This window comes from Hydrogenophaga sp. GW456-12-10-14-TSB4 (genome assembly GCF_059424305.1).
Window position 1 is genome coordinate 55,113 of the sequence record NZ_JBWKZH010000033.1, and the last position, 11,110, is coordinate 66,222.

At 68.8% G+C, this 11,110-nt stretch carries 13 protein-coding genes; all 13 read left to right on the top strand.

Annotation, left to right across the window (positions count from 1 at the left end; genetic code table 11):
• Positions 1-12 precede the first annotated feature (12 nt).
• Positions 13-1,713, top strand: a complete 1,701-nt coding sequence (gene fliF, locus AC07ZS_RS16960) for a flagellar basal-body MS-ring/collar protein FliF (protein ID WP_494799695.1) — start codon at positions 13-15, stop codon at positions 1,711-1,713.
• A 36-nt stretch (positions 1,714-1,749) separates the two neighbouring features.
• The gene (gene fliG, locus AC07ZS_RS16965) at positions 1,750-2,748 is read left to right on the top strand and encodes a flagellar motor switch protein FliG (RefSeq protein ID WP_494799696.1); all 999 of its coding nucleotides are present in this window, start codon (positions 1,750-1,752) and stop codon (positions 2,746-2,748) included.
• A gap of 119 nt (positions 2,749-2,867) precedes the next feature.
• On the top strand, positions 2,868-3,572 hold the full coding sequence (locus AC07ZS_RS16970) for a FliH/SctL family protein (RefSeq protein ID WP_494799697.1): 705 nt from the start codon (positions 2,868-2,870) through the stop codon (positions 3,570-3,572).
• Positions 3,565-5,043, top strand: coding sequence for a flagellar protein export ATPase FliI (gene fliI, locus AC07ZS_RS16975; protein ID WP_494799698.1), 1,479 nt, complete (start codon positions 3,565-3,567; stop codon positions 5,041-5,043). Before AC07ZS_RS16970 ends, fliI begins: the two co-directional genes overlap by 8 nt.
• Positions 5,040-5,507: a flagellar export protein FliJ gene (gene fliJ / locus AC07ZS_RS16980; RefSeq protein WP_494799699.1), complete on the top strand. Its 468-nt coding sequence runs from the start codon at positions 5,040-5,042 to the stop codon at positions 5,505-5,507. Before fliI ends, fliJ begins: the two co-directional genes overlap by 4 nt.
• A gap of 28 nt (positions 5,508-5,535) precedes the next feature.
• Entirely contained in the window at positions 5,536-6,807 is a 1,272-nt protein-coding gene (locus tag AC07ZS_RS16985; protein ID WP_494799700.1) for a flagellar hook-length control protein FliK, read from the top strand.
• Positions 6,808-6,923: 116 nt separating this feature from the next.
• Positions 6,924-7,493 (top strand): flagellar basal body-associated FliL family protein, encoded by a 570-nt coding sequence (locus AC07ZS_RS16990; RefSeq protein WP_494799701.1) that lies wholly within the window; start codon positions 6,924-6,926, stop codon positions 7,491-7,493.
• Between the two features lie 15 nt (positions 7,494-7,508).
• Positions 7,509-8,513 carry a flagellar motor switch protein FliM gene (fliM, locus tag AC07ZS_RS16995; RefSeq protein ID WP_494799702.1) on the top strand — a complete coding sequence of 335 codons (1,005 nt, stop codon included), beginning with the start codon at positions 7,509-7,511 and terminating at the stop codon, positions 8,511-8,513.
• Positions 8,503-8,922, top strand: a complete 420-nt coding sequence (gene fliN / locus AC07ZS_RS17000; protein ID WP_494799703.1) for a flagellar motor switch protein FliN — start codon at positions 8,503-8,505, stop codon at positions 8,920-8,922. Before fliM ends, fliN begins: the two co-directional genes overlap by 11 nt.
• Before the next feature lie 25 nt (positions 8,923-8,947).
• The gene (locus AC07ZS_RS17005; protein ID WP_494799704.1) at positions 8,948-9,304 is read left to right on the top strand and encodes a flagellar biosynthetic protein FliO; all 357 of its coding nucleotides are present in this window, start codon (positions 8,948-8,950) and stop codon (positions 9,302-9,304) included.
• Entirely contained in the window at positions 9,291-10,061 is a 771-nt protein-coding gene (fliP, locus tag AC07ZS_RS17010) for a flagellar type III secretion system pore protein FliP (protein ID WP_494799705.1), read from the top strand. Before AC07ZS_RS17005 ends, fliP begins: the two co-directional genes overlap by 14 nt.
• Before the next feature lie 9 nt (positions 10,062-10,070).
• Positions 10,071-10,340, top strand: coding sequence for a flagellar biosynthesis protein FliQ (fliQ, locus tag AC07ZS_RS17015; RefSeq protein WP_382323234.1), 270 nt, complete (start codon positions 10,071-10,073; stop codon positions 10,338-10,340).
• Between the two features lie 19 nt (positions 10,341-10,359).
• On the top strand, positions 10,360-11,110 hold a 751-nt coding region (gene fliR, locus AC07ZS_RS17020), incomplete at its 3' end, for a flagellar biosynthetic protein FliR (RefSeq protein ID WP_494799706.1).

An 11,110-nucleotide genomic window follows, 5' to 3' on the forward strand; every position in this document is an offset into this window, starting at 1 on the left:
GCCCCGAACGCCATGAGCACCACCGCCGTTGCCGAACTGGATGTCACGCCGACCGCCGCGAAGGAGCGCAGCGCTTTCGGTGACGGCTTCGCGCGCATGGACCAGGCCCAGAAGATCAAGCTCGGCCTGGGCGCCCTGGCCCTGCTGGCGATCGCCCTGGCCTTCTTCTTCATGGGCCGCCAGCCGGAATGGCGCGTGCTCTACGCCAACCTGGGCGACAAGGACGGCGGCGCGATCGTGGCCCAGCTGTCCCAGATGAACGTGCCCTACAAGCACGCCGAGGGCGGCCAGGCCATCATGGTGCCGGCCGACAAGGTGCACGACACCCGCCTGCGCCTGGCCTCGCAAGGCCTGCCCAAGGGCTCGGTCACCGGCTTCGAGCTGATGGAAGCCAACCGCTTCGGCATGACCCAGTTCCAGGAACGCCTGACCTTCCAGCGCGGCCTGGAAGGTGAACTCACCCGCTCCATCCAGTCGCTCTCCTCCGTGCAGAGCGCCCGCATCCACCTCGCGCTGCCGAACCAGAACGGTTTCTTCCGCGAACAGCAGAAACCCAGCGCCTCGGTGCTGCTCACGCTGCACCCCGGCCGCACGCTGGACCGGGCGCAGGTCGCCGGCATCGTGCACCTGGTGGCCTCCAGCGTGCCCGAGATGAACCCCAAGGCGGTCAGCATCGTGGACGATGCCGGCAACCTGCTCTCCAGCCCGCCCGACGGCCAGGCCCAGGGCGCCGACACCCAGAAGCTGCAGTACGTGCAGCAGCTCGAACAGCTCTACACCCGCCGCATCATGGAGATGCTGGAGCCGCTGGTGGGCCGCAACAACGTCAAGGCCCAGGTCAGCGCCGAGGTCGATTTCTCGCAGGTCGAATCCACCAGCGAACAGCACCGCCCCAACCAGGGCCCGGAGGCCACCGCCACGGTGCGCAGCCAGCAGACCGTGGAAGACGGCAGCGGCCCGCGCGCGCAACCCTCGGGCGTGCCCGGCGCGGTGAGCAACCAGCCCCCCGCCACCGGCACCGCGCCCATCAACGGCGCGGCCGCGCCCGTGGGCGTGGCCAGCGGCCAGGGCGCCGGCGGCCAGGGTGGCAACTCGCGCCGCGAGTCGGTGGTGAACTACGAGGTCGACAAGACGGTCAAGGTGGTGCGCGAATCCAGCGGCCAGGTGCGCCGCCTGAGCGCAGCGGTGGTGATCAACCACCGCACCACGGTGGACAAGGCCGGCAAGGAAACCAGCACCCCGATCCCGCCGCAGCAGCTCGAACAGATGACCGCCCTGGTGCGCGAAACCATCGGCTTCAACAAGGACCGTGGCGACTCGGTCAACGTGGTCAACGCGGCCTTCAACGTCGAGAAGACCAGCGAAGTCGATGCCGCCGCCTGGTGGCAGCAGTCGGACAACCAGGAGCTGCTGCGCAGCCTGGCCTGGCCGCTGGGCATGGTGGGCCTGGGCCTGCTGGTGCTCATGGGCATGGTGCGCCCCGGCCTCAAGCTGATGAAGACCCCGGCCGCCCGCCGCCTGGAAACCACCCCGGTGCAACCGCTCAACGCGGTGCTCAACGAATCGCCCGAGCGCCCCGGCCTGCCCATGCCCAGCAACGAGGTCACCGCCGAAGCGCAGCGCCTCTCCGATGCCAAGCGCCTGGCGCTGGAGAACCCGGCCGCCGTGGCCAACATCGTCAAGGGCTGGGTCAACGGCGAAGCCCCCGCCTGACCTTCGCCCTCCCACGCCCACCACCGAGAGCCCCCCATGGAAGACCAGGGAATCCAGGACGCCGCCATCTTTCTCATGTCGCTGGGCGAAGAGGAAGCGGCCGAGGTGTTCAAGCACCTCTCGCCCAAAGAGGTGCAGAAGCTGGGCGAGACCATCGCCAAGACGCGCGCGGTCTCGCACGAGCGCGTGGACCAGGTGATGCAGAAATTCACCAACGCGGCCTCGTCGCAGAGCCTGCTGGTGTCCGACACCGACAACTACGTGCGCGCGGTGCTCAAGCGCGCGCTCGGCGACGACAAGGCCTCGCTGCTGATCGACCGCATCCTGCAGGGCGGCGACGTCTCTGGCATCGAAAGCCTGAAGTGGATGGACCCGCTGTCCATCGCCGAGCTGCTGCGCAACGAACACCCACAGATCGTGGCCGCCATCCTGGTGCACCTGGAGTCGGACCAGACCGCCGGTGTGCTCAAGAACTTCACCGAACGCACCCGCAACGAGGTGATGCTGCGCATCGCCACGCTCGAAGGCATCCAGCCGACCGCGCTGAAAGACCTCAACGAGGTGCTCTACAAGGTGCTGGCCGGCGGCGACAAGATCCGCAAGACCTCCATGGGCGGCGTGAAGACCGCCGCCGAGATCATCAACATGATGGGCACCCAGATCGAAACCTCGGTGATCGAGTCGATCCGCGAGTTCGACGCCGACCTGGCGCAGAAGATCATGGACAAGATGTTCACCTTCGAGGACCTGCTCAAGCTCGACGGCAAGTCGGTCCAGACGGTGCTCAAGGAAGTGGCGACCGATTCGCTGGTGATCGCGCTCAAGGGCGCCACCAACGAGCTGCGCGACCTGGTGCTGGGCAACATGTCCAGCCGCGCGGCCGAAGCCCTGCGCGAAGACCTGGAGTCGCGCGGCCCGGTGCGCCTGTCGGAAGTGGAAGCGCAACAGAAGGAGATCCTCAAGGTCGTGCGCCGCCTGTCCGACGAAGGCCAGATCGTGATCATGGGCGGCGGCGAAGACGAGGCATTCGTATGACCCCCCGCGTCGCCTTCGGCGCCTCCCCCCTGAAAGGGGGGCGACACCTGGGGCCGGCGAAGCCGGACCCTCGGTGCCCCTGGTCGGGCGCTTCTTCGTCCGAAGCAAGGTAACACCTCATGGCATCCACCAAACCCAATCCGCATTCCCGCTTCATCCCGCGCGAGGAGATCGACGGCGTCGCCGCCTGGCACTTCTCCGCCGTGGACGGCAGCGACGACCTGCCCAAGGCCACCCCGGTGGACGGTGCGACCAGCGAAGGCGTGACCTCCGAGGTGCTGCAGGAAGCGCGCCAGCAGGCGTACGCCGAAGGCTTCGCGCGCGGCCACGACGCCGGCGGCCAGGAAGTGCGCGACGCGCTGGAGGCCACGGTGCGCAAGACCGCCGAGGAAACGGCGGTGCGCATGGCCCAGCTGCTGCACAACACGCGCGACCACCTCAAGAAGAGCGAGGATCAGATTTCGCGCCACATCCTGGAGCTGGCCTGCGATCTGGCGCGCCAGGTGGTGCGCCAGGAACTGCGCAGCGACCCCGGCCACCTCCGCCCGGTGATCACCGAGGCCCTGGGCCAACTGGTGGACGACGGCCAGCCCGCCACCGTGCGCATGAATCCGGCGGACCTCGCCATGATGAAGGGCGCGCTGCAGGAGAACATGGGCAACCACCCCGCCGAGTTCGTGGCCGACGCGGCCATCAGCCCGGGCGGCTGCCTGATCGAGTCGGCCACCATGACGGTGGACGCGACCATCGAGAAACGCTGGTCGCGCGCCGTGGGCAACCTCGGCATGGAATCGGCCTGGAACCCGGGGAACGCCGATGTCTGACAGCATTTTCGGAACCGAAAGCCGCTGGGACAACTTCATGGAAGACGTGCGCGCCAACGCCGCCGTCAAGACGCCGCTGGAAGTGCGCGGCACCCTCACCCGCCTGGCCGGCCTGGTGCTCGAAGCGGTGGGCCTGAAGGTGCCGGTGGGCTCGCAATGCCTGATCGACAACGGCCACAAGGACCCGGTGCTCGCCGAGGTGGTCGGCTTCTCCAACGACCGCGCCTACCTGATGCCCGCTGGCGACACGCACGGCCTGTCCAGCGGCGCGAGCGTGACGCCGCTAGCCCCCTACCGCACGGTGCCGCGCGTGGGCCAGGCCAACAAGCCGCCCTCGCCCGACGACCGCGGCACGCTGCGCCTGCCGCTGGGCGCCGGCCTGCTCGGCCGCGTGGTCGATTCGCACGGCAACCCGCTGGACCACCAGGGCCCCATCCTCAACGTGGACATCGAACCGATGGACCGCGCCCCGCTCAACGCCATGGACCGCGATCCCGTGCGCGAGCCGCTGGACACCGGCGTGCGCGCCATCAACTCGCTGCTCACCGTCGGGCGCGGCCAGCGCATCGGCCTGTTCGCCGGCTCCGGCGTGGGCAAGAGCGTGCTGCTGGGCATGATGGCCCGCTACACCAAGGCCGACGTGATCGTGGTCGGCCTGATCGGCGAGCGCGGCCGCGAGGTGAAGGAATTCATCGAGGACATCCTCGGCGCCGAGGGCCGCCAGCGCTCGGTGGTGGTGGCCGCGCCGGCCGACGCACCGCCGCTGGTGCGCATGCAGGGCGCCGCCTACGCCACCGCGATCGCCGAGCGCTTCCGCGACGACGGCCTGGACGTGCTGCTGCTCATGGACTCGCTCACCCGCTACGCCATGGCGCAGCGCGAGATCGCGCTGGCCATCGGCGAGCCGCCCGCCACCAAAGGCTACCCGCCGTCCTGCTTCGCCAAGCTGCCGCAGCTGGTGGAGCGCAGCGGCAACGGGCTCAACGGCAAGGGCTCGATCACCGCCTTCTACACCGTGCTCTCCGAGGGCGACGACCAGCAGGACCCGATCGCCGACGCGGCGCGCGCCATCCTGGACGGCCACATCGTGCTCTCGCGCGCGCTCGCCGAGTCCGGCCATTTCCCCGCCATCGACGTGGAGGCCTCGGCCTCGCGCGTGATGCACAACGTGGCCGGCAAGGTCCACCTGGAACTGGCGCGCCGCTTCCGCAGCCTGTATTCGCGCTACCAGAAGAGCCGCGACCTGATCCAGCTCGGCGCCTACGTGGCCGGCAGCGACCCGGAGACCGACCGCGCCATCGTGCTCTACCCCGCCCTGCAGCGCTTCCTGATGCAGGACATGCACGAGGCCGCCACCCTGCCCGAGAGCCTGCGCCAGATGCAGGCCGCACTGCAGGACGACAAAGACAAGGCCGCCCCCCAGCGCCAGACCCGCCCGAACCACAACCCGTATGAAGGAAACGCCGGATGACCGCGCTGAACACCCTGCACAAAGTGGTGGAACTCGCCGAGAAGCGGCGCGATGAGGCCCTGGGCGTGGTGGCGCAGATGCAGCGCGAGCTGAAGATGGCCCAGGACCAGATGGACCAGCTGCAGGCCTACGCCCAGGAAGCCGAAGCGCGCTGGGCCGCGCGCAGCGCCGTCGGTGTGGACGCCGCGCTGCTCATGCACCACCGCGAATTCATGCACAAGATCCACCACGCGATGGAGTTCCAGCGCAGCGTGCTGGGCGACCGCGAGCGCCTGGTGGAGACGGCACAGAACCAGGTGCACGCCACGGAGCGCGACCTGGCCGGCCTGCGCAAGTTCACCGACCGCAAGCAGCAGGCCATCGCCCACAAGGCGCAGCGCCAGGAACAGAAACAGACCGACGAAATGGCCCTGTCCATCCACCTGCGCCAGGCGCTGGCCCAGGCGCAGGCCCGCCACGGCTGACCCCGACGACCACGAGCCCGACGACACCATGACCACGACGCACGCCAGCACCCACGCGCCCAAGCCCGCCGAGGCCGCCGCCAAGCCCGCCCAACAGGGCAGCAACGCGCGCGCCAACGCCGACAAGCCGGCCGAAGACCTGTTCGCCAGCCTGCTGAGCCTGGTGAGCGACACGCACCAGGCGCCGACCGAAACGGACGGCGACACCGCGATCGACGCGGCGACCGAGGCCGACGACCAGACCGACCCGAACCCGCTGGCCGCCCTGCTCGCCTGGGCCGTGCCCGGCGCTGCAACGCCCACCGGCACCGCCGCCTCGGGCACCGCACCCGCCGGTGCCGAGGGTGGCGCCCGCGAAGGCGGCATCGACGTCAGCGGCATGACCCGCGTGGACGAAGCCGCACCGACCCTGCCGAACGCGGCGGCCCAGGCCCGCGCAGCCGCCGCCTCGCGCCCGGCCTTCAGCCCGCTGAACCCGAATGCGGCGATCCCCTCCCCGACCGCCGCGGCCCAGCGCGCCGCGGACAGCAACGCCCTGCAGACCGGCGCTCCCGCCATGGTCTGGCAGCGCGGCGCGGTCTCCAGCACCGAAGCCCTGCAACAACAGCAGAGCGCGCAGTTCGCCCAGGTGCGCGCCACCGTCGCCCTCAACGAGCGGCTTGGCGTTTCATCGGCCAGTGCGGAAGTGGGCACCAACCCCGCCGGCCCACGCGAATTTGCGCTGAGCGGCCCCGCCGCCGGCGCCACGGCCACCGGCCCGGCGCAGGACGGCAGCCTGACCGCCGCCAGCGGCACCGCCCCGGGTGACAGCAGCAGCGGCGGCAGCGACGCCTCTTCCCAGTCCTTCACCGACCAGGGCAACGGCGACGGCCGCCACCCAGCCGACGCGCGCGCCGACGCCGAAGCCCCGACCGTGAGCCACTGGGGCACCCAGCACATGCGCCACGCCAGCCTGCGCGTGGGCGGGGAAGGCGCCGACGCCATCGACATCCAGCTCGCCGTGAAGGGCCAGGAGGTGCAGGTGGCCTTCCAGACCGACAACGCCGAGGCGCGCGCCACCCTGCGCGAGAGCGCCGGCGAATCGCTGGCCGACCTGCTGCAGCGCAGCGGCATCCAGCTCGGCGGCGTGTCCGTGGGCTCGCAGGGCCAGGCGCAGGGCGACGGTTCCTCGCACCAGCCCCGCCCGGTCGGCCTGAGCACCGAGGCCCTGGGCCGCGCCAGCCAGGCGGCGGAACCGGCCGCCCGACCGGCCATGGCCCCGCGCACCGACGGCAGCCGGCCCCTGGACGTGTTCGCCTAAGGCTGCTGAATAAGCGCCTTTTCCGGCGCTTATCTGCCGAACGCCGAGGGGGGTGGCGCCCAATAATTCTTTCAACCCCACCCGGTATGGCCGGTGGGCCACATTGAAGGAAGAACATGTCCGCTGCCGCCGCCACTGCCACCGCTGCCGCCCCCGAAGCGCCCAAGAAGAAGAGCAAGAAACTGCTGTTCATCGTGCTCGGCGTGGTCGTGCTCGCGCTGCTCGGCGCCGCCGCCGCGCTGTTCATCCTGAAGAAGAACACCGCCGAAGACGACTACGAGGACGAGGAACACCACCCCGCCGTCGAGGCCAAGAACCCCAAGACCGCCCCCGTGTTCCTGCCGCTGGAGAACATGGTCATCAACCTGGCCGACCCCGGCGGCAACCGCTTCATCCAGCTCGGCCTGACGCTGCAGCTGCAGGACGCTGCCACGGAGACCGCCGTCAAGGCCTACCTGCCCAGCATCCGCAGCCAGGTCCTGGTGCTGATCTCGCAGCGCACGGCCGACGAGATGCTGGCGCTCAAGGGCAAGGAAAAGCTCGCCAGCGACATCATCGGCACGATCTCGAAGGAGATGGGCTACGCCGTCGCCGCCGAGAGCGACGAGGCCCCGCGCAAGAAGAAGTCGAAGGCCGCCGCCAACCCGGTGCAGGCCGTGCTGTTCTCCAGCTTCATCGTTCAATAAACGGGACGACACGCCATGGCCGATTCGTTTCTGTCCCAGGAAGAGATCGACGCCCTTCTGGAAGGCGTCACGGGCGAGAGCCAGAAGCTGGCGAAAGAGGAAGTGCCCACCGGCGGTGTGCGCGACTACAGCCTCTCCAGCCAGGAACGCATCGTGCGTGGGCGCATGCCCACCATGGAAATCGTCAATGAACGCTTCTCGCGCAACCTGCGCCTGGGCCTCTTCAACTTCATCCGCCGCAGCCCCGAGATTTCGGTGGGCGCGGTGCAGGTGCAGAAATACAGCGCCTTCCTGCGCGAGCTGGTGGTGCCGACCAACTTCAACATCATGGCCATCCGCCCGCTGCGCGGCAACGGCCTGGTGGTGTGCGAGCCCACGCTGCTGTTCGGCGTGATCGACAGCCTGTTCGGCGGCAACGGCAAGTTCCACACCCGCATCGAAGGCCGCGACTTCTCGCCCACCGAACAGCGCGTGATCAACCGCCTGGTGGAAGTGGTGTCCGAGGAATACAAGAAGGCCTGGCGCGGTGTGTACCCGATCGAGCTGGCCTACCAGCGCTCGGAGATGCAGCCCCAGTTCGCCACCATCGCCACCCCCAGCGAAATCGTGGTCTCCACCAGCTTCACGCTGGAGATCGGCGACATCACCGGCTCGCTGCACATCTGCATTCCCTACGCCACCCTGGAGCCGATCCGCGACGTGCTGTATTCCAGCGTGCAGGGCGACGCCATCGAAGTGGACCGCCGCTGGGTCAAGCTGCTGAGCCACGAGATCCAGGCCGCCGAGGTGACCATGGTCGCCGAGCTGGCGCAGACCGAAGCCACGGTGGAACAGCTGCTGGCGATGCAGATCGGCGACTTCATCGAACTCGATCGCCACCCCTCGATCAAGGCCCACGTGGACGGCGTGCCCGTTTTCGAATGCCAGTACGGCACCCACAAAGGCAAGTACGCCCTGCGCGTGGAGCGCAACCTGCGGGGCACCGACCTGCACTGGCTGGGAGATTCCTATGTCAACTGAGAGCACCAACACCATGAACGACCCCGTCGCCGACGAATGGGCTCAGGCCCTGGAAGAGCAGGCCGCCACCACCGACAAGATCGCCGACGGTGCACCCGAGTTCGAGGCCAGCACCGCCCCCGTCGCCTCGGGCGCGAGCCCGATGCAGGACATCCAGATGGTGCTGGACATTCCCGTCCAGCTGTCCGTGGAACTGGGCCGCACCCGGGTGCCGATCAAGTACATCCTGCAGCTCGCGCAGGGCTCCATCGTCGAGCTCGACGCGCTGGCCGGCGAACCCATGGACGTGCTCATCAACGGCTACCTGATCGCCCAGGGCGAGGTGGTGGTGGTGAACGACAAGTTCGGCATCCGCCTGACCGACATCGTCACGCCGTCCGAACGCATGCGCCGCGTCAGCCGCACCTGATTCCACCCGAACCGAGTTTCCCGTCATGCTGCAAAACGCGATGCCCGCGCTGCTTCTGCTCGCCCTCCTGGTGGGCCTGGCCTTCGCCCTGAAGTGGGCGCGCCGCCGCCTGCCCGGCGCCGTGGGCCACAGCGGCCCGCCCATGCAGGTGCTCTCCACCCTCTCGCTGGGCCCGCAACAGCGCGTGGTGACCGTGCAGATCGGCCAGGGCGAGGACCGCGTGTGCCTGGTGCTCGGCGTGTCTGCCGGCAGCGTGAACGCGCTGCACCAGATGGCCCTGCCGGCCGATCTGGTCGACCCGTCCACCCCCATCGTCACGCCCGCGTCCGGTTTTGCCGCGCGCCTGGCCCAACTGACCAAGGCTCCCCATGCGCCGCGCTGAGTTCCTGCGCACCGGCCTGCTGCTGGCTGCGTTCGCCCTGTCCGCCGCCGGCGCCTGGGCTCAGGGTGCGCCCGCCGCGCCCGGCCCCACCCTGCCGCTGATGGTCGGCCAGGGCGCGGGTGGCACCAGCTACTCGGTGCCGATCCAGACCCTGCTGTTCTTCACCGCGCTGTCCTTCCTGCCGGCCGTTCTGCTGCTCATGACGGGCTTCACCCGCATCGTGATCGTGCTCTCGCTGCTGCGCCAGGCCATGGGCACGCAGTCGGCACCGCCCAACCAGGTGATCGTCGGCCTGTCGCTGTTCCTCACGCTGTTCGTGATGGGCCCCACGCTGGACCGTGTGTACGCCGACGCCTACGAGCCCTACTCGCGCAACGCCATCACCTTCGACCAGGCCCTCGAGCGCGGCCAGGCGCCCATGCGCGAGTTCATGCTCAAGCAGACGCGCCAGTCCGACTTCGAGCTCTTCGCCAAGCTGGCCAAGCTGCCCAACGACGTGACCGCGCAGAACGCCCCCTTCCGCGTGCTGGTGCCGGCGTTCGTCACCAGCGAGCTCAAGACCGCGTTCCAGATCGGCTTCATGATCTTCATCCCCTTCCTGGTGATCGACATGGTGGTCGCCAGCGTGCTGATGTCGCTGGGCATGATGATGCTGTCGCCCGTGCTGGTGGCGCTGCCGTTCAAGCTCATGCTGTTCGTGCTGGCCGACGGCTGGAACCTGCTGCTCGGCTCCCTCGCTGCATCGTTCGCCACCTAGAGGACAACCATGGATCCCCAAGCCGCCCTCACGATGGGGCAGAACGCCCTCTTCATGCTGCTCATGGTCGCCGCGCCGGTGCTCGCCACGGTGCTCGGGGTGGGCCTGCTGGTCAGCCTGTTCCAGGCCATCACGCAAATCAACGAAGCGACACTGGCCTTCGTGCCCAAGCTGATTGCGGCCATCGCGGTGTTCGCCATCGCCGGCCCGTGGATGATGACCACCATGGTCGAGTTCATCCGCAGCACGATCCTGTCGATCCCCAACTTCGCGATCTGATCTCGCGATCGGCCGTCGCATGCCCACGTTCACCGAAGCGCAGATCATGGCGCTGGTCTCACCGGTGTTCTGGCCCTTCCTGCGCATCCTGGCGGTCTTCTCCAGCGCCCCCATCTTCTCCTCCCGCTCGGTGCCCATGCGCACCCGCGTCGGCCTGGCCTTCCTGGTGGCGGTGTGCGCCCAGGCCGGCCTGCCAGAACAACCCGTGGTCGGCCTCACCGACGCGGGCGCCTTCGCCGTCGTCATGCAGCAAGTCATCGTGGGCATCGCCATCGGGCTGGCGGTGCGCATCGTGTTCGCGTCCGTCGAACTCGCGGGTGAACTCATCGGCCTGCAGATGGGCTTGAACTTCGCGGGCTTCTTCGACCCGTCCACCAACTCGCAGTCCAGCGCCGTGGGTCGCTTCTTCGGCAACACCACCATGCTGCTGTTCGTGGTGATGGGGGGTCACCTCATGCTGCTGCAGGCCGTCGTGGCCAGCTTCAACACCTTTCCCATCAGCGGCAGCGCCTTCGAGTCAATCAACCGCATGCAGCTGCACGAACTGGGCTCGGTGGTGTTCCGCTACGGCCTGTGGATCGCTCTGCCCATGATCGGCATGCTGCTGTTCATCAACATCGTGCTCGGCTTCATCTCGCGCATCGCGCCGCAGATGAACGCCTTTGCCATCGGCTTCCCGCTCACGCTCTCGGCCGGGCTGGTGGGCATCGCCTTCACCCTGCCGATGCTGGACACACCAGTGGCCGCGCTCATGAAACTGGCCACCGAGA

What these genes read in the sequence shown, in the direction of transcription:
- fliF (WP_494799695.1), top strand. Translation starts at nt 13, where the DNA reads ATGAGCACCACCGCCGTTGCCGAACTGGATGTCACGCCGACCGCCGCG.
- fliG (WP_494799696.1), top strand. Translation starts at nt 1,750, where the DNA reads ATGGAAGACCAGGGAATCCAGGACGCCGCCATCTTTCTCATGTCGCTG.
- AC07ZS_RS16970 (WP_494799697.1), top strand. Translation starts at nt 2,868, where the DNA reads ATGGCATCCACCAAACCCAATCCGCATTCCCGCTTCATCCCGCGCGAG.
- fliI (WP_494799698.1), top strand. Translation starts at nt 3,565, where the DNA reads ATGTCTGACAGCATTTTCGGAACCGAAAGCCGCTGGGACAACTTCATG.
- fliJ (WP_494799699.1), top strand. Translation starts at nt 5,040, where the DNA reads ATGACCGCGCTGAACACCCTGCACAAAGTGGTGGAACTCGCCGAGAAG.
- AC07ZS_RS16985 (WP_494799700.1), top strand. Translation starts at nt 5,536, where the DNA reads ATGACCACGACGCACGCCAGCACCCACGCGCCCAAGCCCGCCGAGGCC.
- AC07ZS_RS16990 (WP_494799701.1), top strand. Translation starts at nt 6,924, where the DNA reads ATGTCCGCTGCCGCCGCCACTGCCACCGCTGCCGCCCCCGAAGCGCCC.
- fliM (WP_494799702.1), top strand. Translation starts at nt 7,509, where the DNA reads ATGGCCGATTCGTTTCTGTCCCAGGAAGAGATCGACGCCCTTCTGGAA.
- fliN (WP_494799703.1), top strand. Translation starts at nt 8,503, where the DNA reads ATGTCAACTGAGAGCACCAACACCATGAACGACCCCGTCGCCGACGAA.
- AC07ZS_RS17005 (WP_494799704.1), top strand. Translation starts at nt 8,948, where the DNA reads ATGCTGCAAAACGCGATGCCCGCGCTGCTTCTGCTCGCCCTCCTGGTG.
- fliP (WP_494799705.1), top strand. Translation starts at nt 9,291, where the DNA reads ATGCGCCGCGCTGAGTTCCTGCGCACCGGCCTGCTGCTGGCTGCGTTC.
- fliQ (WP_382323234.1), top strand. Translation starts at nt 10,071, where the DNA reads ATGGATCCCCAAGCCGCCCTCACGATGGGGCAGAACGCCCTCTTCATG.